The organism is Streptomyces sp. NC-S4 (genome assembly GCF_054353315.1).
In genome coordinates this window covers 1,852,693-1,874,297 of sequence record NZ_CM135937.1, presented here as the reverse complement: position 1 = coordinate 1,874,297, position 21,605 = coordinate 1,852,693, and the positions used below count along the sequence as shown (strand labels likewise).

The following is a 21,605-nucleotide window of genomic DNA, read 5'->3' as shown; positions in this document are numbered from 1 at the left end:
TGCCGGGGCGTAGACGGATCCTTCGATCGACTGGGATGTTCAGCACGTGCGTTTCCTCAATGACCTGAAGCCGCCGTACGACCTGACGTACGACGATGTGTTCATGGTGCCGAGCCGCTCCGCGGTCGGTTCCCGCCAGGGTGTCGACCTGTCCTCGCCCGACGGAACCGGCACCACCATTCCCCTCGTCGTGGCCAACATGACCGCCATCGCGGGCCGCCGGATGGCCGAGACGGTCGCCCGCCGCGGCGGAATCGTCGTCATCCCGCAGGACATCCCGATCGAGGTCGTCACCGACGTCATCTCCTGGGTCAAGACCCGCCACCACGTCCTCGACACCCCGATCACGCTGGCACCCACCCAGACGGTCGCCGACGCGCTGTCCCTGCTGCCCAAGCGCGCCCACGGCGCCGGAGTCGTCGTCGACTCCGAGGGCCGCCCGGTCGGCGTCGTCACCGAGCACGACCTGACCGGCGTCGACCGCTTCACCCAGCTCTCCGAGGTCATGTCGAAGGAGCTGCTGCTCATCGACGCCGACATCGACCCCCGCGAGGCCTTCAACCAGCTCGACGCCGGCCACCGCAAGCTGGCCCCGGCCGTCGACAAGGACGGCAAGCTCGTCGGCATCCTCACCCGCAAGGGCGCCCTGCGCGCGACGCTCTACACCCCGGCCACCGACGCGAACGGCAAGCTGCGCATCGCGGCCGCCGTCGGCATCAACGGCGACTTCGTGGCCAAGGCCAAGCAGCTGCTCGACGCGGGCGTGGACACGCTCGTCATCGACACGGCGCACGGCCACCAGGAGTCGATGATCAACGCGATCAAGGCCATCCGCGCCCTGGACCCGCAGGTCCCGATCGTGGCGGGCAACATCGTCGCCGCCGAGGGCGTCAAGGACCTCATCGAAGCCGGCGCGGACATCATCAAGGTCGGTGTGGGCCCCGGCGCCATGTGCACCACCCGCATGATGACCGGCGTGGGCCGCCCGCAGTTCTCCGCGGTGCTGGAGTGCGCGGCCGAGGCGAAGAAGTACGGCAAGCACGTGTGGGCCGACGGTGGCGTCCGGCACCCGCGCGACGTGGCGATGGCGCTGGCCGCCGGTGCGTCCAACGTGATGATCGGCTCCTGGTTCGCCGGTACGTACGAGTCCCCGGGCGACCTCCAGCAGTCCGCCGAGGGCCGCCTCTACAAGGAGTCCTTCGGCATGGCCTCCGCCCGCGCGGTGCAGAACCGCACGAGCGAGGAGTCGGCCTACGACCGCGCCCGCAAGGGCCTGTTCGAGGAGGGCATCTCCACCTCGCGCATGTTCCTCGACCCGGCCCGCCCGGGCGTCGAGGACCTGATCGACTCGATCATCGCGGGCGTCCGCTCCTCCTGCACCTACGCCGGTGCCGGCTCCCTCGCGGAGTTCGAGGAGAAGGCCGTGGTCGGCATCCAGTCCGCCGCCGGCTACGCCGAGGGCAAGCCGCTGCACGCCAGCTGGAGCTAGTTCTTCCGTTCCGTGGCCTCGGCCGTCCCTCTGCGGACGGCCGAGGCCACGTGCGTTCCCGGGTGCGGCGCCGCTGCTGGGGCTCCGCCCCAGAACCCCGCGCCTCAAACGCCGGCGAGGCTGTCTTGTAGCCTCGCCGGCGTTTGAGGCGCCGGGTCCGGGTCCGGGGCCGAGCCCCGGGGAACGGCGGAAGGGCGGGGTGGGGGAAGGCCCCGCGCAGCGGTACCCGCACGACCGTTCGGCGCAGCGGGGGACCGTTCGGCGCAGGCGGCAGCCGGATACGCCAAGCGGCGGATAACTCCGGGGCCGCGGGCCGTCACGCTGAGGTGACCCGACCCGGAAGGGGCACCCCCGTGACCAGAACCGACCCGCACGCCCTCGCCCGGCTGCACAGCGAGCACGGCAAGGCCCTCTACGGATTCCTCCTCGGCCTCACCTTCGGCGACCGCCAGCGCGCCGAGGACCTCCTGCAGGAGACCCTCTTCCGGGCCTGGACCCACCCCGAGGCCCTGGAGAGCGGCCACACCTCCGTGCGGCCCTGGCTCTACACCGTCGGCCGGCGCCTCGCCATCGACGCCCGGCGGGCCCGCCGGGTACGGCCCGCCGAGGTCGGGCCCGACGCCCTCGACCACTCCCCGGCCGCCGACGACCACACCGAACAGGCCGTCGCCACCCTCGACGTCCGCCGGGCACTGCGCCTGCTGAGCCCCGCGCACCGCGCCGTGCTCGTGCAGATCTACTACCACGGCTCCTCCGTCGGCGAGGCCGCCGAGGTGCTCGGTCTGCCCGCCGGCACCGTGAAGTCCCGTACCCACTACGCCTTGCGGGCACTGCGCGCCGCCATGCCCGGCTACGGACCCGGCACGCCCGCAGTGCCCGCCGCGCCCGGCGGCCGCGCCGCCGCCTGAGCCGCCACCGCCGCCCGCGAACGGACCTGCAGCTTGGCCAGGATGTGCGACACGTGCGTCTGCACCGTCCTCGGCGAGAGGAACAGCGCGCTCGCGATCTCCGGATTCGACCGGCCCTGTGCCACCAGCAGCGCCACCTTCAGCTCGGCCGGGGTCAGAGCCTCCCAGCCGCTCGCCGGTCTGCGCCGCGCCGACCGGCTGCCCCGGCGCACCCCCAGGCTCCGCAGCCTGGCATCGGCCCGGGCGATGTCCCACCGGGCGCCCGGAGCCTCGTAGACCTCCACCGCACGCGTCAGCGCCGACCGCGCCCCCGCCAGATCCCCGTGCCAGGCCTGCGCCACCGCGAGGTCCTCCAGGGTCTGGCCCAGCACCAGCGGCCACCCGCCGTGCTCACCGCGCGCCACCGCCTGTGCCAGCAGCTCCGGATCCTGCGCGAACAGGCCCCGGCAGCGCAGCAGGGCCAGCGCCGGCCCCGGATACTCGGCCAGCGCCCGCGCCGAGCGCGCGCAGGACTCCACCGCGGCCCGGGCCGTGGCGCTCCGCCCGCACTCCAGCGCCAGCCGGACGATCTCCGACAGCACCCAGGGGCGCTCGTACACCGACTCCTCCTCCCCACCCTCCGCGAGCGCGGGCAGCAGCGCGGCCAGCGCGTCGGCCGGCCGGCCGTCCCGCTCCGCCAGCAGTGCCCGCGCGAGCAGTACGTGCGAGGCGTAGCGGCGGGCCGTGGGCGTGGCGAAGGCGTCCGCGGGCAGGTCCGCGAGCCCGGCGCGGGCCGCCTCCCGCTCGTCCCGGTGGCCTAGCACCAGCGTCCGCAGCCCGTGCACCACCACCGGCAGCCAGCCGTCCGACACCGGCAGCCGGCCCGCCCGCGCCACCCCGGCCAGGGCCCCGTCCCAGTCGCCGCGCCGGTAGTGGAACTCGGCGAGCCGGGCCTCCGTGACCACCAGCCGCCCGGTCGACCGGGTCGCCGTGGCCAGCTCGCGCGCCTCCTCCAGCGCGGCGGCCACGACCACCGGCTCGTCGAATCGCATGTGCCCCTCCGCCTGGTTCGCCAGCAGCAGCAACCGCATGTCATTGGCCTCCGGGCTGCGCCGTGCCCACCCGATGCCCTCCGCCACGTGCCCCAGCGAGGCCCGCCCGCGCCCCAGGTGGAACAGCGCGTACGACGCCGCGTGGTGCGCCTCCGCCGCGCACAGCGGATCGCGCAGCCGCCGCGCGGCCGCCACCACCGGCCCGGCCAGCGCGTGGGCCTCGGCCGCCCGGTGCAGATCGGCCAGGGCCAGCACCCGGCAGGCTTCCAGGCGCAGCCGCAGGGCGACGGACGGGAACTCCTGCGCCAGCGCCCGCTCGGTCACCGCCAGGGATCGGGCCATGTCCCCCTGGATCATCAGGGCCGAGACCAGCCTGAAGTCGACCGAGGCCCGGCGGCCGGGGTCGGTGGTCCGGGCCCGCAGGGCGGCCAGCAGTTCCACCGACTCGGGGCGGCGCAGCATCAGCGCGGCGTCCGCGAGCCGCTCCTCCAGCGCGTCGCGGGTCTCCCGCTCCCGCGGGTCGCCCTGCGCGATGGCCCGTTCCAGCAGCTCGGCCGCCGCGCCCGGAGCGCCCGCGATCAGCGCCGGGGCCGAGGCCGCCAGCCAGCGCACCGCCCAGGGCGTCAGCGGGCCGCCGTCGAGCAGCTGCTCGGCAGTCCGGGCCGCGGGCAGTCCCGCCCCGGCGAAGGCCTCGGCGGCGTCCTGGTGCAGGGCCGTGCGCAGGGCCGCGGGGATCTCGGCGTACAGGGCCGGCCGCAGGGCCGGGTGGCGAAAGCGCAGCCGGCCGCCGCCGGCGTCCGCCAGCAGCCCGGCCGACAGGGGATCGGCCAGCTCCGTGAGCAACTCCCGGGCGGGCCTGCCCCGTACGAGGGCCAGCTCGCGGACGGTGAAGGCCGGACCCAGCAGCGCCGCGTGCCGAAGGGCGGTGCGCGCGGGCCCGGTCAGCCAGTCCAGGCCGCGCGTCACCGAGGCGGGCGGCGGCGGCAACTCCGCCTCCGGGAGCAGCAGTTCCGCCCGGCCCTCCTCGACCCGCAGGAGCCCGGACCACTGCGCGATCAGCTCCCGCAGCAGCCGGGGGTTGCCGCCGGCCTGCCGCGCCGCCTCCCGGAGCCGGGGCCCCGGCTCCGCCCCCAGCAGGTCCCGGACCAGCTCGTCCGTCTCCGCGGTGGACAGCGGCTCCAGCCGGAGCGTGCGCGCGCCCGGCGTCGCGCACAGCGGCTCCAGCTCGGGCCGGCCCGGCAGCGGCCGCCGGGTCACCACCAGCAGCAGCGGCAGCCGGTCCGCCACCGCCCAGTCCGCCAGGCGCTGCCACAGCAGCAGGCTGGCCGGGTCCGCCCAGTGCGCGTCGTCCAGCACCAGCAGCAGGGGCCGCCGCGCGCACCACTCCTCCACCCGGGTCGTCAGCAGGTCCATGGCGGCCAGCAGCGCACCGCCCGGCCGCGCCGCGTCCCCGGCCTCCCGCAGCAGGGCGACGACGGCCGCCCGGTCCGGCCCGCCGGGGTGCAGGCAGTCCAGTGCGGCCCGCAGCGGCAGCTCCGCCCCGAGGGCGTCGGCCGCCCCGTACCGCACCCGGCAGCCGAGCGCCGCCGCCCCGCCCAGGGCGCCGCGCACGAAGTCGGTGCGGCCCGCTCCGGGCTCGCCCTCCACGATCAGCAGGGCTCCGCGGCCCTCCGCACCCCCGCGCACCCATTGCCGTAACTCGTCACGCAGCTGTTCCCGCCCGACCCGCACGTCGGCGATTCCCTCCGGTCACGTCGCGCCGGTCACAGGATGCCACGCCGAAGGGCCCTCAGAGCCGCGGAGTCTGCTGTCCGGGCGGTGAACTGTGCACACCCGCACGGTACTTGGGAATGCGCAGGGTGACCTTCATGCCGGCGCCGACCCCCGTCTCCATCACCGGACCGTACGCGTCCCCGTACACCTGACGGATCCGCTCGTCGACATTGGGCAGCCCGATCCCGGAGGAACCGCCGTGCTCCCCGGCCAGGATCCGGCGCAGCAGCGCCGGATCCATTCCGACCCCGTTGTCCTCCACCGTGATCACCGCCTCCGCGCCCGCGTCCCGCGCCGTGATCGTGATCCGGCACTCCTCGGTGGAGTCTTCCAGCCCGTGCTTCACGGCGTTCTCCACCAGCGGCTGCAGGCACAGGAAGGGCAGTGCCACCGGCAGCACCTCCGGCGCCACTTGCAGCGTCACCTTCAGCCGGTCGCCGAACCGGGCCCCGGCCAGCGCCAGATACTGCTGCACGGAACGCAACTCGTCGGCCAGCGTGGTGAAATCACCGTGCCGCCGGAAGGAGTACCGGGTGAAGTCCGCGAACTCCAGCAGCAGCTCCCGGGCCCGCTCCGGATCGGTCCGGACGAACGAGGCGATCGCGGCCAGGGAGTTGAAGATGAAATGCGGGGAGATCTGCGCCCGCAGCGCCTTGATCTCCGCCTCCATCAGCCGGGTCCGCGACCGGTCCAGCTCGGACAGCTCCAGCTGCACGGACACCCACCGCGCGACCTCCGTCGCGGCCCGCACCAGCACCGCCGACTCGCGCGAACCGTACGCCACCAGCGCGCCCAGCACCCCGTCCTCGCCGGTGAGCGGTGCCACCACCGCCCACTTCAGCGGACAGTCCGGCCGCTGGCACTCGGTCCGCACGCTCTGGCTGCGCCCCGACGCCAGCATCACCGCCACCCGGGCCATCGCCCGCCGCTGGTGGTGATCGGCGCCCGGACCGTCCCAGGCCAGCACCGACTCCCGGTCGGTGAGGCACAGCGCCTCCGTCCCCAGCAACGACCGCAGCCGCCGGGCCGCCTTGCGGGCGGCGTCCTCGGTCAGCCCGGCGCGCAGCGGGGGAGCGGCCAGCGAAGCCGTGTGCAGGGTGTGGAAGGTCGCCCGCTCCACCGGGCTCCCCAGGTCCATCCCGGCCGCCCGCTCCCCACGGCGGGCGTGCCACCGGCCCGCCGCCCAGCCCGCACCCAGCAGCAGCGCCGCACCCGCCACCACCAGCAGTGCCAGGAGCGTCGGCGTCACCGCGGACCGCCCGCCCGCGCACCGGCCACGGCCTCCGGCAGGTGCAGCCGGGCCAGGGTCGCCGCCGTCCCCGCCGGGATCCGCGACCGCGTGGCCAGCGACACCGCCGCCATCGTCGCGAACCCGAGCGGCACCGACCACGCCGCCGGCCACGCCAGCAGCGTGTGCGTCCAGCCCGGCGGCGCCAGCTCGGCCCGGGTCGCCAGCACCGCACCCAGCGCCGCCCCGCCGCCCGTGACCAGCCCGGCCACCGCGCCCGGCGGGGTCAGCCCGCGCCACCAGATGCCCAGCACCAGCAGCGGACAGAACGAGGACGCCGACACGGCGAAGGCCAGGCCCACCGCGTCCGCCACCGGCACCTGCGTCGCCGCCACGCTCCCCGCCAGCGGCACCAGGATCGCCACGACCGCCGCCGACCGGAAGCTGCGCACCCCGCGGGCCGGCAGCACGTCCTGGTGCAGGACCCCCGCCACCGCCATGGTCAGCCCCGACGCCGTCGACAGGAACGCCGCGAAGGCACCCCCGGCCAGCAGCGCGCCCAGCAGATCGCCGAGCACCCCGCCGAGCATCCGCCCGGGCAGCACCAGCACCGCCGCGTCCGCGTCACCCGTCAGCGCGAGTTCGGGGGTGTAGATCCGGCCCAGCGCCCCGTACACCGGGGGCAGCAGGTAGAAGGCCCCGACCAGCGCGAGCACGACCAGCGTGGTGCGCCGCGCGGTCCGCCCGTCGGGGCTGGTGTAGAACCGCACCGCCACGTGCGGCAGGCCCATCGTGCCGAGGAAGGTCGCCAGGATCAGCCCGTACGTGGCGTACAGCCGGTACTCGCGCAGCCCGCCGGAGGTCGCCGCCGTCCAGGTGGACACCCCGGGCCGCGCCTCGGACCGGGTGTCGGGAACGGGCGCGCCGGGGGCGAACTCCAGCCGCGCGTGTGCCCGTACGGCATGCTCACCGGCTGCCAGGGTCAGGGGAGCCGACGCGTAGCCGCGCCCGTCCACCTGCCCGGTCACCGTCACCGTCAGCGGATTCGCCACCGACAGCCGCACGTCCTGCGCGACCGTCACCGAGGTGTGCTCCCGGAAGACGGCCGGTGCGTCGAAGGTGGCCCGCGGCGCCCCGTCCCCGGCCCACGCCGCGATCAGGAAGAAGGCCGGCACCAGCAGGGCCGTGAGCTTCAGCCAGTACTGGAAGGCCTGGACGAAGGTGACCGAACGCATCCCGCCGCACGCCACCGCCACCGTCACCACGCACGCGACGACCAGCCCGCCGACCCAGTACGGGGCCCCAGTCAGGATCTCCAGCGTCAGCCCGGCCCCCTGCAACTGCGGCAGCAGGTACAGCCAGCCGACCCCGACCACGAACAGCACCGCGATCCGGCGCACCACCAGCGACTCCAGCCGCGCCTCCGCGAAGTCGGGCAGCGTGTACGCGCCCGAGCGGCGCAGCGGGGCCGCCACCAGGACGAGCAGCACCACGTACCCGGCGGTGTAGCCCACCGGGTACCAGAGCATCTCGGGCCCCTGGAGCAGTACCAGCCCCGCCACTCCGAGGAAGGACGCGGCGGACAGGTACTCGCCGCCGATCGCGGCCGCGTTCAGGCGGGGTCCCACCGTGCGCGAGGCGACGTAGAAGTCGGACGTGGTCCGGGACATCCGCAGACCCAGCGCGCCGACCAGGACCGTGACCAGGACGACGACGGCGACCGCGGTCAGCGCGTACGTCTGGTTCACCGGGCGGTCCTTCGGCAGGGGAGGGGTGTCCGGAGTCTACGCACGCCCCCTGACCGGGCGACAGGCTCGATTCGGACCCAGCGGACCCGTCGGATCCGCCCTGCCGGGCCACCCCGTCACCGGGCCGGGTCGCGGTGCTCCGCGCAGTCGCGCAGGGCGATCTCCAGCTCGACGTACGACTCCTCCGCGCGCCGGAACGCCAGCGTCAGGGCCGCTTCCGCGCGCGGCGGCACCTGCTCGCGGACCCCCTCGCGGGCCTCATAGAGGATGTCGGCCCAGCGGGCGGCCGCGCTGCGCAGCCGGGCCAGCAGAACCTCGGCCTCGGCGGGCCCGGCCGGCCGGGCCCGGGGCAGCCCGCGCAGGGCGTCGACCAGCGCCTGGATCTCGGACATCTCACTCCTCCCGCGCCGGAAGATCCACGATACGAGAGGGGCGGCGGCCCGGGGGCCGATCGGGGCGCCGGTGCGGCCGACGGCTCCGGCGGATCGCCGTACGCCCCTCCCCGCGCGACGAACGGCGCTCCCGAGCGCCGGACGGTCGGGAGCGAACGGCGCGGCGGCGGCCCGGAAGCCGCGGGGGAGCGGTCAGGGATAACGGTCAGGGAGCGGCCGGATTCAGCCGGTCGCCTGCCGCATCAGCAGATCCCGCAGCTGCCGCGCGTGCCTGCGGCTCACCTGGAGCTCCGCCGCCCCCACGCGGACGCTGGTGGTCCCCGCCTCCAGCCGGAGCTCGTCGATCCGCGCCAGCGCCACCAGATGGCGGCGGTGGATCCGCACGAACCCGCGCGCCGCCCACCGCTCCTCCAGCGTGGACACGGGGATCCGGACCAGGTGGCTGCCCTCGTCGGTGTGCAGGCGGGCGTAGTCGCCCTGCGCCTCGACGTAGGAGATGTCCGCGATCGCCACGAAGCGGGTGACCCCGCCCAGTTCGACGGCGATCTGGTCCGGCGTGCGGTCGGCGACGGCGACCTCGGCGGCCGGGCGGCGCGGCGCCGGCACGGCCGGGACGCCCGCCACCGGGGCGTCGGCCGCCGCCACCGCGGACGCCGGGCCCTCTTCGGACCGGCCCAGCTGCTCGCAGGCCCGCCGGACGGCCTCGGCCAGCCGCTCCGGGCGCACGGGCTTGAGTACGTAGTCCACGGCCTTCAGGTCGAAGGCCTGCACGGCGAAACCCTCGTGGGCGGTGACGAACACGATCAGTGGCGGCCGCGCGAACCCGGCGAGCAGCCGCGCGATGTCCAGCCCGGTCAGCCCGGCCATGTGGATGTCCAGGAACACCACGTCGATGCCGTCGGGCCCGCCGGGGCCGGACTCCAGCGCGCGGGTGACCCGGCGCAGGGCCTCGGTGGCGTCCGAGGCACCCTCGGCACTGCGCACCCGGGGGTCCGAGCGCAGCAGGTAGAGGAGTTCCTCCAGGAGCGGCTTCTCGTCGTCGACGGCCAGTACGCGCAGCATGCGGCCGAGTCTAGAGAGGACCGGGCCGGCGCGGAACGGCAAAGGGCGCGGCCCCCGCCCAGGGGGGATGTGGGCGAGGGCCGCGCGAACGGGGTGGGGGGAGTGGGGAGCGGCGGGTGGGGCAGGGGCTACTGGACCGTGATGAGCTTGCCGTCCGGGGACACGGCGTACCAGGTGCCGCCCACGCCCTGGCCGTTGACGTCGCCGGGCTTCTTGTCACCGGTGAAGGTGTAGACGGGCCAGCAGTCGACGCTCTGCTGCTTCTGGCCGTCCGGGCGGTTGAGCACCGTGTAGTTCTTCTCGACGATCCCCTTGTCCTTGGCCTTCTCCACCGGCGCGACGACCGGCCACTTGTTCAGGCAGTCGCCCACGCACTTGGAGGTCATCGGCCACTGGGTGTCCGGCTTGAAGCGGTAGACGGTCATGCCCTTGCCGTCGACGATGTGGTCGCCCAGCTTGGGGTCCTTGGCCACCGACAGCTTCCCGTCGGCCTCGGCGGCGCCACCCGCGGCCGGGGGCGCCGACTCGGCGGGCGCCGCGCCCTTCGCGGCCTTCTTGCCGTCCGCCGCGAGCGCGAACCACACCCCGCCGACACCCTGACCGTTGACGTCGCCCGCCTTGGCGTCCTTGCTGTAGCGGTACGCGGGCCAGCCGCCCACCGTCAGCTGCTTGCTGCCGTCGGTGCGCACCACCTCGCCCAGCAGCGCCGGGTCCATGCCCGCGGCGGCGGTGGCATCGCCCGCGGCGACCACCGGCCAGGTCTTCTCGCAGTCGCCGTCGCAGTTCGACTTCGGCGGCTTGGCCGTGTCCTTGTCGAAGCGGTAGAGGGTCATCCCGGCGCTGTCGGTGAGGACCGAACCGAGCTGGTCGTTGGGGGCGATCGCCAGCTGCCCGGCCGGCTTGGCGCCCGCGCCGCCCGCGGCGCCGTCGGAGCCGTAGGCGGCGTCCGAGGACTTCCCGTAGTCCTGGGCGGCGGGGGCGGCGGCGCCGACCGGCTTGGTCGTGTCCGCGGCCTTGTCGTCGGTGGGGCCGCAGGCCGTCGCCGCCAGGACGACGACGATCGCGGCCGCGGCCAGGGTGGTTCCGCGCTTGATGCCCATGTTGATCTCTCCCACTTGTGGTGTCCTTCGCGTCCGCCACCGTGATGGCGTCAACTCTGCCCAGGACACGCCGCGGTGGGGGAGATCTGTTCACCTTGTCCGGTGTGGGCTGTTTCACTTACCCCACGCCGAACCCACTGCGCCGCAGAGCCGTGGCCACAGCGAGGCCGAGGACCTGATGTCCGCTGTCGTTGGGATGCAGCCCGTCCGCCAGGTGTTCGGGACCGAGCAGCTCCCGGCCCGGGAGCACGGCGAGCCGGTCGTCCCCCGCGGCCATCCGGTCCCGGGCGGCGCGCTCCATGGCGTCCCGGAGGGCGCCGAGGGTGGCGCCGAGCTTGTTCGGGGTGCGCTCGGCGTCGGGCCGCAGCACGGGGGAGACCAACAGGATCGGGGTCCGCGGGTGCCCCTGGCGGACCAGTTCGAGGAACGCGCGCGTGGTCTCGTACAGCAGGGGAGCCGAAAAGGGCACCCGGGACCAGCAGTTGGTGCCGAAGGCGAGCGTGAGGACGTCGGCGGGCAGGCCCGCGAGCTGTTCGGCTGTGGTGAGCTCGCCGCGTGCGGCGCCCGCGTACCCGAGGTTGACGGTGTCCCAGCCGAGCGCCCGGCCGGTGACGGCGGGCCAGCCGTGCGCGGGCCGGGTGGACCACCAGCCCTCGGTGATGGAGTCGCCGTGCACCACCCAGCGCGGGGCGGGCGGCGCCGGGGCGAGCGTGCCGCCGATCCCGCGCAGTCCGAGGATCAGCGGGGACTGGGTCTCGGGCGGGTGGATGGTGAAGGGGCCGGTGCCGCCGCCCAGGTCGATCCGTACGACGGCCTCCGCGGCCGGGTCGGTGAACACCTCGGTGACCACCCCGTGCCGGTCCCACAGCGCGAAGCCGTGCGCGAGGTCGCGCAGCGCGTCGGTGGGGCCGGGCACGGTCGCCCGGTAGCGCACCTCCACCGCCCGCGCGGTATCGGTGGTGAATTCCAGCCGGACGCCGATGGGCAGGGTGGAGCGCTCGCCGGTGTCCCAGGGCAGCCGCATGGTGTCGGCCGGGTCGGCGCGGACCGGCCGCCCCCGGTCCAGCCAGGCGACCCCGCGCAGGAAGGGCAGCGCGTCCTGCCAGGGCATCGGCTCGTCGGGGTGGCGCTGCAGGCCCGCCGACCACGCCGGTCCCGTCGGCTCCGCCGGCAGTCCCGGTCCTTGCATCCCCGATGGTCCCGATGGTCCCGCTGGTATCACTTGTCGCCTCCGATCGTCGGGCACGGGAACCTCACGCCGACCCCGCCGTCCACCACGGGTGTCCGCCCCGGCCCGGCGGGGCGGCGACCGGCGGGGTCCGCACCGCCCCCGGTGCCACCGCGTTCACCAGTACCCCGCTCGGGCCCGGTTCCACCGCCGCGGAGCGGACCAATGCCAGGTCCGGATCCACGGCGGCACGCTGCGGCAGATCTGACGAAGTGTCAAGGAAAGGGGGTCGCGGTGGTCTGCGCAGCGATCGATCATCCCTACGCAACAAACGACTGTCGGTGACCGATCCGCGCAATGATCGTGCGCCAATGTGCAAGGATGGTCCATTACGGGCGGTATCACTCAGCTCGTAGGCTCACTCGCTGTACGTGGAGTGGCGCGGATCGCCTGCTCGGCGGTCCCCCATGAGCAGACCCTTCTTACGACGGGCCCTGCCCTGCTCCGGATCGTCGCGGTCGACGCCTCCCCTGACCTCCCCGATCCGCAGTGACAAGGAGTCCCCTCGTGCTCGACCACGGCCAGGCGCCACCGCTCGCTTCCGAGGCCAAGAGGCCCGTCAACCCGCTGCTCCGCCGCAAGCCGGTGGAGCAGTTGGTCTCCGAGGGCGGCCAGGGCGAGGGCGGCGCGCTGAAGCGCTCGCTCACGATGTGGCAGCTGACCATGATCAGCATCGGCGCGACCCTCGGCACCGGCATCTTCGTCGTCCTCGGCGAGGCCACCCCGGTCGCCGGCCCGGCCGTCTTCATCGCCTTCATCGTCGCGGGCCTGACCGCGCTCTTCTCGGCGCTCTCCTACGCCGAGCTCGCGGGCTCCATCCCCGTCTCCGGCTCCTCGTACTCCTACGCCTACGCCACCATGGGCGAGCTCATAGCCTGGGTCTGCGGCTGGTGCCTGGTCCTGGAGTACGGCGTCTCCGTCGCGGCCGTCGCCGTCGGCTGGGGCCAGTACCTCAACGAGCTGCTCGACGGCACGCTCGGCTTCACGATCCCCGAGGGCTTCTCCGCCCCGCTGGGCGAGGGCGGCTACATCAACCTCCCCGCCCTCGTCGTCGTGCTCCTGTGCATGGTCTTCCTGCTCCGCGGGGCCAAGGAGAGCGCCCGGATCAACACGATCATGGTCGCCGTCAAGATCGTGACGCTCGCGGTCTTCATCGTCATCGGCTTCATGGGCATCAAGGCCGGCAACTACACCCCGCTGGCCCCGCTCGGCATCACCGCCATCAGCACCGCCGCCTCCATGCTCTTCTTCTCGTACATCGGCTTCGACGCGGCCTCCACCGCCGGTGAGGAAGCCAAGAACCCGAAGAAGGACCTGCCGCGCGCGATCATGCTGTCGCTGGTGATCGTCACCGCGATCTACTGCCTCGTCGCCCTGGTCGCCGTCGGCGCCATGCCGTGGCAGGAGTTCGAGGGCAGCGAGGCCGCCCTGGCCCAGATCATGGAGAACGTCACGGGCCACTCCTTCTGGAGCGTCGTCCTGGCCGCCGGCGCCGTCGTCGCCATCGCCAGCGTCGTCTTCGCCGTGCTCTACGGCCAGACCCGCATCCTCTTCGCCATGTCCCGCGACGGCCTGATGCCGAAGGCCTTCGCCAAGGTCGACGAGAAGACCGGCACCCCGAAGATCAACACGATCATCGTCTGCCTCTTCTGCGGACTGCTCGCCGCGTTCATCCCGCTGGGTGAACTGGCCAACGCCACCAGCATCGGCACGCTCTTCGCCTTCGGCCTGGTCAACATCGCCGTCGTCATCCTGCGCTACACCCGCCCCGAGATGAACCGCACCTTCAAGGTCGCCCTCTTCCCGGTCACCCCGATCCTGGGCTTCCTCTTCTGCGCGTACCTCATGATCGAGCTGCCCATGGCCACGTGGCTGTGCTTCGGTGGCTGGATGGCGGTCGGGCTCGTGATCTACTTCTTCTACGGCATGCGCCGCTCCAGCCTGGCCACTGTGGCCACCGTGGCCGCCCCGGCCGCGGAGGTCGCTGAACAGAAGTGATTCACCCTCCGTGCGACTGAACGATCTCGACGAACGCATCGTGCACGCCCTCGCCGAGGACGCCCGCCGCTCCTACGCGGACATCGGCTCCGAGGTCGGGCTCTCCGCGCCCGCCGTCAAGCGGCGCGTGGACCGGCTGCGCGCCGAAGGCGCCATCACCGGCTTCACCGTCCGCGTGGACCCGGCCGCCATGGGCTGGGAGACCGAGGGCTTCATCGAGATCTACTGTCGGCACAACACCTCGCCGGACGACATCCGGCGAGGACTGGAGCGATACCCCGAGGTGGTGTCCGCGTCGACCGTCACCGGCGACGCGGACGCCCTCGTCCAGGTCTTCGCCTCCGACATGCGCCACTTCGAACGGGTCCTGGAGCGCATCGCGGGCGAGCCGTTCGTGGAACGCACCAAGTCGGTACTCGTCCTCTCCCCGCTCCTGCGCCGCTTCACCTCGGGCGCGCCGGCGTAGACACCCTTCAGGCCGGGGTGCGCACGCCCAGGAAGAGCGGGCTGCGGCGCAGGGTGAAGCCCATCGACTCGTAGAGCCGCACGGCTCCCGTGTTGGCCGCCGCCGCGTGCAGGAACGGGCGCTCCCCCCGCTCACGGACCTCCGCCGCGACCGCGCGTATCAGCCGGCCCGCCAGACCCCGGCCCCGGTGGTCCGGGTGGGTGCACACCGCGCTGATCTCCGACCAGCCCGCCGGCCGCATCCGCTCCCCGGCCATCGCCACCAGCCGGCCCTCGTGCCGGATCCCGAGGTACGTGCCCAGCTCGACCGTCCGGTCCAGGAGCGGGCCGGGCTTGGTCAGCGCCACCAGCTCCAGCATCTCCGGCACGTCCTCGAGCCCCAGCACCACCGCCTCCGGCGCAGCCCCGGCCCGTACCGCCCGCCCGTCCAGCTGCACCCCCGGGACCGTCACCAGCGTCTGCCAGCCCGGCGGCGGGGTCAGCAGCCCGGTCACCCAGACCTCCTGCCCGGGACCGGCCAGTGCGGCCAGGTCCGCCCATGCCCGCGGGTCCTCGGGATCGGCGAGCGCCGAGAACGGGGACGTGTCCAGCGTGTAGCGGGCCGCCAGACCCGCGGGCCCGAACTCGGCGAAACCACGGTGGGGCCCGGTCAGCGCGGCCCAGACCGGATTGTCGAGCACTTCGTCGAGCACTTCACTGCCGCACAGCGTGCCGCTCTCGGTGGACATGGGTGCAGGACTCCTCACGTGTGACGACGGCGTCCGGCTGGTGACCGCCTTCTTGACGGCCCCGGGCGCCGCCACGAGACTGCCGTGGACGGCCATGACGGACAGCGCCCGCCACCGGAAGCCTAAGCGGCACCGGACGGGGGCGGCCGAGCACAGGAGGGGGGTGGGCGGCGGTGGACACGGCCCGGACGGCTGACACGGACACCCGGACCCGGACCCTGCGGCGCTGGTGGCTCACCCGGCGCCTGCACATCGACCTCCTGCGGGTGTGCAGCGCGTTCGGCCCGCGCGGCTGAGCCCTCCCAGAGACGAGTGACCCGGACCGGGTGCGCGCACCGCGCCGCCCGGGGCCCAGCCGTGTTGTCCTCCACCCCAGGAGAGTCATGTCGCACACCGTCCTGCCCCGCACCCAGCAGCCCCGCACCCAGCAGCCCCGCACCGCCCCGGCGCCCGCCCCGCGCGGCCGCATCGGAGCCGGCTTCTCACCCGTCCCGCACCGCTACCACCTCTACCTCCGCGCCGCCTGTCTCCCCTCGCAGCAGGTCACCACCGCCCTCGCCGCGCTGGGCCTGGACCGTTCGATCACCGCCACCGTCCTCGGTACCGAGCCCCGGGCGGCCGAGTACACGGCACTGCGGCTGGCCTACGAGGCCACCGGCCACCACTTCGACGGGGCCCTGACCGTCCCGGCCCTCGTCGACACCTGGAGCGGCCGCGTCGTCTCCGACCACACCCCCGACATCCTCGACGACCTGCGCTTCCTGGCCTCCCACCCGGCCTTCCGCGCGGGCGCGTAGCCAGGGGCCGCACCAGGGTCAGCACCAGGGGCCGTACGGGGTCCACCAGGGGGCCCGCAGCGCCCGCGCAACGAATCGCCGCGCCGACCGGGGAACACGCAACGAATCGATGCGCGGAGCGCAACGCTCACCACTTGTCCGGATCGAACGCTCGAACGTACCGTTTTATGACCCCCTCCCCGCCTGTCACAGAGGTAGCCCATGCCCCCGCTGCGCACCGCCCTCCTCCAGAGCTCCGGCGTTCTCGGCGACACCGCCGAGAACCTCAAGGCGCTCGACGAGGCAGCGGCGCGCGCCGCACAGAGCGGGGCCGGGCTCCTCGTGACCTCGGAGATGTTCCTGACCGGCTACGCGCTGGACCTCCAGGACATCCCCGGCCTCGCCGAGGCCGCGGACGGCGCCAGCGCCCGGGCCATCGGCGAGATCGCCCGCCGCCACGGGATCGCCGTCCTCTACGGCTACCCGGAGGGCGCGGACGGCGTCGTCTACAACGCCGCCCAGCTCATCGGTCCCGACGGCGCGGCGCTGGCGAACTACCGCAAGACCCACCTCTTCGGCTGCTTCGAACAGGACGCCTTCACCCCCGGCGACACCCAAGTCGTCCAGGCGGACCTGAACGGCCTCCGCATCGGCATCATGATCTGCTACGACGTGGAGTTCCCCGAGAACGTCCGGGCGCACGCGCTCGCCGGCACCGACCTCCTCCTGGTGCCGACCGCGCAGATGCACCCGTTCCAGTTCGTCGCCGAACAGCTGGTGCCCGTACGGGCCTTCGAGAACCAGATGTACATCGCGTACGTCAACCGCACCGGCCCGGAAGGCGAGTTCGAGTTCGTCGGACTCAGCTGCCTGGCGAGCCCCGACGGGGTCACCCGGACCCGGGCCGGCCGCGGCGAGGAGCTGGTGTTCGGCGAGGCCGACCCCGAGCTGCTGTCGGCCTCGCGCGAGAACAACCCCTACCTGCGCGACCGCCGCCCCGGGCTCTACGCCTCCCTCGTCTAAGCCCTCTTCCTCCCCCAGCCCTGCCGCAAGGAGACGTACCCCATGACGTCCACGGTGCCCACCACCGCCGTCCCGCACAGCGACGGACAGCCGCCGATCACCATGTTCGGGCCGGACTTCCCGTACGCGTACGACGACTTCCTCGCCCACCCGGCGGGCCTCGGCCAGATACCGGCGACCGAGCTCGGCACCGAGGTCGCCGTCATCGGCGGCGGGCTGTCCGGCATCATCTCGGCCTACGAGCTGATGAAGATGGGCCTCAAGCCCGTCGTCTACGAGGCCGACCAGATCGGTGGCCGCCTGCGCACCGTCGGCTTCGAGGGTGCCGAGACCGAGGGTCTCACCGCGGAGATGGGCGCCATGCGCTTCCCGCCCTCCTCCACGGCCCTGCAGCACTACATCGACCTCGTCGGCCTGGTCACGGAGCCCTTCCCGAACCCGCTGGCGGAGTCCACCCCCTCGACGGTCGTCGACCTCAAGGGCGAGACGCACTACGCCGAGACGATCGCGGACCTCCCGCAGATCTACCGCGACGTGTCCGCCGCGTGGAACGCCTGCCTCGACGAGGGCGCCGACTTCTCGGACATGAACACCGCGATGCGCGAGCGGGACGTCCCGCGCATCCGCGAGATCTGGGCCAAGCTCGTCGAGAAGCTCGACGACGAGACCTTCTACGGCTTCCTCTGCAAGTCGGAGGCCTTCAAGTCCTTCCGCAAGCGCGAGATCTTCGGCCAGGTCGGCTTCGGCACCGGTGGCTGGGACACCGACTTCCCGAACTCCATCCTGGAGATCCTGCGCGTCGTCTACACCGAGGCCGACGACCACCACCGCGGCATCGTGGGCGGCTCGCAGCAGCTGCCGCTGCGCCTGTGGGAGCGCGAGCCGGAGAAGATCGTGCACTGGGCCCAGGGCACCTCCCTGTCCACCCTGCACGACGGCACCCCGCGCCCGGCGGTCACCCGCCTGCACCGCACGGCCGGCAACCGCATCACGGTCACCGACTCCTCCGGCGACATCCGCACGTACCGCGCCGCGATCTTCACGGCCCAGTCCTGGATGCTCCTGTCGAAGATCGAGTGCGACGACACGCTGTTCCCGATCGACCACTGGACGGCGATCGAGCGCACCCACTACATGGAGTCGTCGAAGCTGTTCGTTCCCGTGGACCGGCCGTTCTGGCTGGACAAGGACGAGGAGACCGGCCGCGACGTCATGTCGATGACGCTGACCGACCGGATGACCCGCGGCACCTACCTGCTCGACAACGGTCCGGACAAGCCCGCCGTGATCTGCCTCTCGTACACCTGGTGCGACGACAGCCTCAAGTGGCTGCCGCTGTCCGCGAACGAGCGGATGGAGGTCATGCTGAAGTCCCTCGGCGAGATCTACCCCAAGGTCGACATCCGCCGTCACATCATCGGCAACCCGGTCACCGTCTCCTGGGAGGACGAGCCCTACTTCATGGGCGCGTTCAAGGCCAACCTCCCGGGCCACTACCGCTACCAGCGCCGCCTGTTCACCCACTTCATGCAGGACCGCCTCCCCGAGGACAAGCGCGGCATCTTCCTCGCGGGCGACGACATCTCCTGGACGGCCGGCTGGGCCGAGGGCGCGGTCCAGACCGCCCTCAACGCCGTCTGGGGCGTCATGCACCACCTGGGCGGGTCCACGGACTCCACCAACCCGGGCCCGGGCGACGTCTACGACGACATCGCCCCGGTCGAACTCCCCGAGGACTGATCCTCCGGGTACCAAAGGCCACGGGCCGTCCCCGCGTGAGCAGCGCGGGGACGGCCCGTTCTCATTTCCGGGTTCCAGGCCGTCCGGTCAGCACTGCCAGAGCAGCGCGGCCCGCCCGCAGGGGGCGCACGCGTGGGCGTAGGCCCGTCCCGAGCCGAAGTTCATGGCGGTGGTGGGCTCCGGTCCCTCCCGCAGGCCCGCCACGTAGGCCATCGGCCGCGCGCAGCCGGGGCAGTCGGGCGTCTCGTCGTCCTGGAGCCAGTCGGGTTCGCCGCCGAGCGATCCGAGCACCGGCCGCCCGGCCGGTGCGGTGCCGTCCGGCGCCGCCGGGACGGGTACGGCCGCGCGGACGGCGCCCAGCCCGAGGACGTCCGCGTCGGCGTCGGGCGCCGGTACGGACACCAGGTCCCCGGCGGGCAGCAGCAGGGCCAGGTTCCCGCCCGCGGTCGGGCTCCACTGCTCGCACCGCCCGGGCCGGTGGGCGCACATGAACAGGGCCAGTACGCCGGGCCCCGCAGGGGCCCGGTCGCCGAGCACGATCTGAGCGAGGAACTGGAGCGGACCCGCGCACAGGCGGCACAGCGGCCACACGGTCCCGGCGGGAGCCGTCGGCACCCCGCCGGTCCGGCTGACCGCGGCGTCCGGGGCGACCGGCCCGTCGTCGAGGAGGAGCATCGTCATACGGCGAAACTATCCGGCCACCGGTGACGGCCCCGGGGCGGCAGGGGGTTTCAGCCCCGCGGGGTCAGCAGGCAGCGGCCGACCAGGCCCACGCCCGCGTCGAGGGAGTCGGTGAACTCCTCGGCCAGTTCCGGCACCCGGCGCAGCGTCCACAGCAGACGGGCCGCCGACCAGGCCCCGGCACGGGCGCGCTCCAGGCTCCAGGAGCCGACCAGGTGGGTCAGCGGGTCGGCGATCTCCAGCAGGTCCGGGCCCGGCATCAGGTCCTCCCGGATGTGCTCCTCCAGGGAGACCAGCGTGTCGCCGACCCGGTCGAAGTCCGCCTCCAGGGCCCGGGGTTCACAGCCCAGCTCACCGCAGGTGCTGACCACCGCGAGCGCCAGGTCGTGGCCGATGTGCGCGTTGATCCCGGCCAGCGCGTGCTGGAGCGGGCGGATCCCGGGGTGGCGGCGGTACTGCAGCAGAGGACGCCAGCAGGCCGGGGCCCGGTCCGCCTCGACCGCCGTCAGGTACCGCTCCGCGAACCGCACGCTGAGCGTCTCCGCCCGCCGGGGCGCCGGGAACCCGCCGTGCTCGATCCGCCGGTGCAGGGTCTCCGTCACCGTCAGGTAGACCCGGTTGAAGACGGCGACACCGTCCTGCGGCGGGAGCCGCTCCTCCAGGGCGCGCATCCGCGCCAGCACCGCTTCCATGGGGGCAGGTTCGCAGGCGCCGACGCGGATCCGGGGAACTTGGCCGTACGCTTCCCCGGTTCGGGCGAAACACCGTCAACGGGGCTTGTCCTGGCCGTCCCCGGAGCCCTCGTCGTAGGCGGAGGTGCCCGCGTCGAGCAGGGGCTCCTGCTTGAGGTGCGCGGGCGCGAGGTACCGCAGCGCGTGGTAGCCGGTGATCACCACGATCGTGCCCAGCGCGATGCCGCCCAGCTCGAACGTGTCGGTGATCTGCAGCTTCACGCCGCCGACGCCGATGATGATGCCCGCCGCGGCCGGCACCAGGTTCAGCGGATTGCGCAGGTCCACCCCGCCGTTGATCCAGATCTGCGCTCCGAGCAGGCCGATCATCCCGTAGAGGATGACCGTGATGCCGCCGAGCACCCCGCCCGGGATGGCGGCGACGATCGCACCGAACTTGGGGCACAGCCCGAAGAGCAGCGCGAAGCCCGCCGCCGCCCAGTACGCCGCCGTGGAGTAGACCCGGGTGGCGGCCATGACACCGATGTTCTCGGAGTAGGTGGTGTTCGGCGGGCCGCCGACCGCCGTGGACAGCATGGACGCGGCGCCGTCCGCCGCGATCGCCGTGCCCAGCTTGTCGTCGAGCGGATCACCGGTCATCTCGCCCACGGCCTTGATGTGGCCCGCGTTCTCGGCGATCAGCGCGATCACCACCGGCAGCGCGATCAGGATCGCCGACCACTCGAAGGCGGGCGCGTGGAAGGACGGCAGCCCGATCCAGTCCGCCTTGGCGACCGCGGAGAGGTCGAGCCGCCAGTGGTCGACGGCGGCCTCCCCGCCCAGTGTCGAGTGGATCTTCCCGAAGAGCACGTCGGAGAGCCAGGAGATCCCGTACCCGAAGAGCAGACCGAGGAAGATCGCGATGCGCGACCAGAACCCGCGCAGGCAGACCACGGCCGCCCCCGTGAACAGCATCGTCAGCAGCGCCGTCCACTGGTCCTGCGGCCAGTACGTGCTCGCCGTGACCGGCGCCAGGTTGAAGCCGATCAGCATCACCACCGCACCCGTCACGATCGGCGGCATCGCCGTGTGGATGACGCGGGCGCCGAACCGCTGGACCACCAGGCCCGCCAGGAACAGCGCCACGCCGACGACGAAGACGGCGCCCGTGACCACCGCACTGTCGCCGCCCGCGGCCCGGATGGCCGCCGCGACACCGACGAAGGACAGCGAGCAGCCCAGGTACGACGGGACCCGGCCGCGCGTCGCCAGCAGGAAGATCACCGTCGCGACGCCCGACATCATGATGGCCAGGTTCGGGTCCAGGCCCATCAGGACCGGAGCGACGAAACTCGCGCCGAACATCGCCACGACGTGCTGCGCCCCCAGCCCGGCGGTCCGCGGCCACGACAGCCGCTCCTCCGGCCGGACCACCGCCCCGGGGGCGGGAGTCCGCCCGTCTCCGTGCAGGGTCCAGCCCACGCCGAGGCCCATGTTCCACTCCGTTTCTCCGGCTGCTGCTCACACATCGAGGCCGCAGCGCACGGAGTACGTGCCGCTGCGG

Annotated in this window: 20 protein-coding genes; 8 read left to right on the top strand and 12 right to left on the bottom strand. The window is 73.5% G+C overall.

What is annotated here, in order from left to right; translation table 11 throughout:
- The first annotated feature begins 46 nt into the window (after positions 1–46).
- Positions 47–1,489: a GuaB1 family IMP dehydrogenase-related protein gene (locus ACXNSR_RS07885; RefSeq protein ID WP_458641429.1), complete on the top strand. Its 1,443-nt coding sequence runs from the start codon at positions 47–49 to the stop codon at positions 1,487–1,489.
- Positions 1,490–1,842: 353 nt separating this feature from the next.
- Positions 1,843–2,397: a sigma-70 family RNA polymerase sigma factor gene (locus ACXNSR_RS07880; RefSeq protein ID WP_458641428.1), complete on the top strand. Its 555-nt coding sequence runs from the start codon at positions 1,843–1,845 to the stop codon at positions 2,395–2,397.
- On the opposite strand, the gene ACXNSR_RS07875 is transcribed toward ACXNSR_RS07880, so the two are convergent.
- From ACXNSR_RS07875 to ACXNSR_RS07840, 8 genes are all read right to left on the bottom strand, one after another.
- Positions 2,340–5,159, bottom strand: a complete 2,820-nt coding sequence (locus ACXNSR_RS07875; protein ID WP_458641427.1) for a LuxR C-terminal-related transcriptional regulator — start codon at positions 5,157–5,159, stop codon at positions 2,340–2,342. The genes ACXNSR_RS07880 and ACXNSR_RS07875 overlap by 58 nt on opposite strands.
- A gap of 58 nt (positions 5,160–5,217) precedes the next feature.
- Positions 5,218–6,450, bottom strand: a complete 1,233-nt coding sequence (locus tag ACXNSR_RS07870; RefSeq protein WP_458641426.1) for a sensor histidine kinase — start codon at positions 6,448–6,450, stop codon at positions 5,218–5,220.
- Complete coding sequence (locus ACXNSR_RS07865; protein WP_458641425.1) at positions 6,447–8,177, bottom strand: sodium/solute symporter; 1,731 nt, start codon at positions 8,175–8,177, stop codon at positions 6,447–6,449. Before ACXNSR_RS07865 ends, ACXNSR_RS07870 begins: the two co-directional genes overlap by 4 nt.
- Positions 8,178–8,293: 116 nt before the next feature.
- Positions 8,294–8,569, bottom strand: coding sequence for a hypothetical protein (locus ACXNSR_RS07860; protein ID WP_458641424.1), 276 nt, complete (start codon positions 8,567–8,569; stop codon positions 8,294–8,296).
- A gap of 222 nt (positions 8,570–8,791) precedes the next feature.
- Positions 8,792–9,631: a LytR/AlgR family response regulator transcription factor gene (locus tag ACXNSR_RS07855; protein ID WP_458641423.1), complete on the bottom strand. Its 840-nt coding sequence runs from the start codon at positions 9,629–9,631 to the stop codon at positions 8,792–8,794.
- Positions 9,632–9,759: 128 nt separating this feature from the next.
- Positions 9,760–10,731 carry an SCO0930 family lipoprotein gene (locus ACXNSR_RS07850; RefSeq protein WP_458643222.1) on the bottom strand — a complete coding sequence of 324 codons (972 nt, stop codon included), beginning with the start codon at positions 10,729–10,731 and terminating at the stop codon, positions 9,760–9,762.
- Between the two features lie 118 nt (positions 10,732–10,849).
- Positions 10,850–11,842, bottom strand: coding sequence for a GDSL-type esterase/lipase family protein (locus ACXNSR_RS07845; protein WP_458643221.1), 993 nt, complete (start codon positions 11,840–11,842; stop codon positions 10,850–10,852).
- Between the two features lie 142 nt (positions 11,843–11,984).
- Entirely contained in the window at positions 11,985–12,143 is a 159-nt protein-coding gene (locus ACXNSR_RS07840; protein ID WP_458641422.1) for a hypothetical protein, read from the bottom strand.
- 323 nt (positions 12,144–12,466) lie between these two features.
- Between ACXNSR_RS07840 and ACXNSR_RS07835 the strand changes: the two genes are divergently transcribed.
- Together ACXNSR_RS07835 and ACXNSR_RS07830 are read left to right on the top strand one after the other, a co-directional pair.
- A complete protein-coding gene (locus ACXNSR_RS07835; RefSeq protein ID WP_458641421.1) occupies positions 12,467–13,957 on the top strand; it encodes an amino acid permease in 1,491 nt (496 codons plus the stop codon).
- A gap of 10 nt (positions 13,958–13,967) precedes the next feature.
- The gene (locus ACXNSR_RS07830) at positions 13,968–14,423 is read left to right on the top strand and encodes an Lrp/AsnC family transcriptional regulator (protein ID WP_007262967.1); all 456 of its coding nucleotides are present in this window, start codon (positions 13,968–13,970) and stop codon (positions 14,421–14,423) included.
- Positions 14,424–14,430: 7 nt separating this feature from the next.
- On the opposite strand, the gene ACXNSR_RS07825 is transcribed toward ACXNSR_RS07830, so the two are convergent.
- Positions 14,431–15,150, bottom strand: a complete 720-nt coding sequence (locus tag ACXNSR_RS07825; RefSeq protein ID WP_458641420.1) for a GNAT family N-acetyltransferase — start codon at positions 15,148–15,150, stop codon at positions 14,431–14,433.
- A 173-nt stretch (positions 15,151–15,323) separates the two neighbouring features.
- On the opposite strand from ACXNSR_RS07825, the gene ACXNSR_RS07820 reads away from it, so the two are divergent.
- The 4 genes from ACXNSR_RS07820 to ACXNSR_RS07805 all read left to right on the top strand — a co-directional run bounded on the left by ACXNSR_RS07820 (position 15,324) and on the right by ACXNSR_RS07805 (position 18,689).
- Positions 15,324–15,446 (top strand): cell envelope biogenesis protein OmpA, encoded by a 123-nt coding sequence (locus ACXNSR_RS07820; RefSeq protein ID WP_458641419.1) that lies wholly within the window; start codon positions 15,324–15,326, stop codon positions 15,444–15,446.
- Positions 15,447–15,533: 87 nt separating this feature from the next.
- Positions 15,534–15,947, top strand: coding sequence for a hypothetical protein (locus tag ACXNSR_RS07815; RefSeq protein ID WP_458641418.1), 414 nt, complete (start codon positions 15,534–15,536; stop codon positions 15,945–15,947).
- A gap of 201 nt (positions 15,948–16,148) precedes the next feature.
- The gene (locus tag ACXNSR_RS07810; RefSeq protein WP_458641417.1) at positions 16,149–16,949 is read left to right on the top strand and encodes a carbon-nitrogen hydrolase family protein; all 801 of its coding nucleotides are present in this window, start codon (positions 16,149–16,151) and stop codon (positions 16,947–16,949) included.
- Between the two features lie 42 nt (positions 16,950–16,991).
- Positions 16,992–18,689, top strand: coding sequence for a flavin monoamine oxidase family protein (locus ACXNSR_RS07805; RefSeq protein ID WP_383574372.1), 1,698 nt, complete (start codon positions 16,992–16,994; stop codon positions 18,687–18,689).
- A gap of 87 nt (positions 18,690–18,776) precedes the next feature.
- Here the strand turns inward: ACXNSR_RS07805 and ACXNSR_RS07800 are convergent, their stop codons facing one another.
- The 3 genes from ACXNSR_RS07800 to ACXNSR_RS07790 all read right to left on the bottom strand — a co-directional run bounded on the left by ACXNSR_RS07800 (position 18,777) and on the right by ACXNSR_RS07790 (position 21,535).
- A complete protein-coding gene (locus tag ACXNSR_RS07800) occupies positions 18,777–19,370 on the bottom strand; it encodes a hypothetical protein (protein WP_458641416.1) in 594 nt (197 codons plus the stop codon).
- 50 nt (positions 19,371–19,420) lie between these two features.
- On the bottom strand, positions 19,421–20,062 hold the full coding sequence (locus tag ACXNSR_RS07795) for a DUF5995 family protein (protein WP_458641415.1): 642 nt from the start codon (positions 20,060–20,062) through the stop codon (positions 19,421–19,423).
- 75 nt (positions 20,063–20,137) lie between these two features.
- Positions 20,138–21,535 (bottom strand): uracil-xanthine permease family protein, encoded by a 1,398-nt coding sequence (locus ACXNSR_RS07790; protein WP_458641414.1) that lies wholly within the window; start codon positions 21,533–21,535, stop codon positions 20,138–20,140.
- Positions 21,536–21,605: the final 70 nt, after the last annotated feature.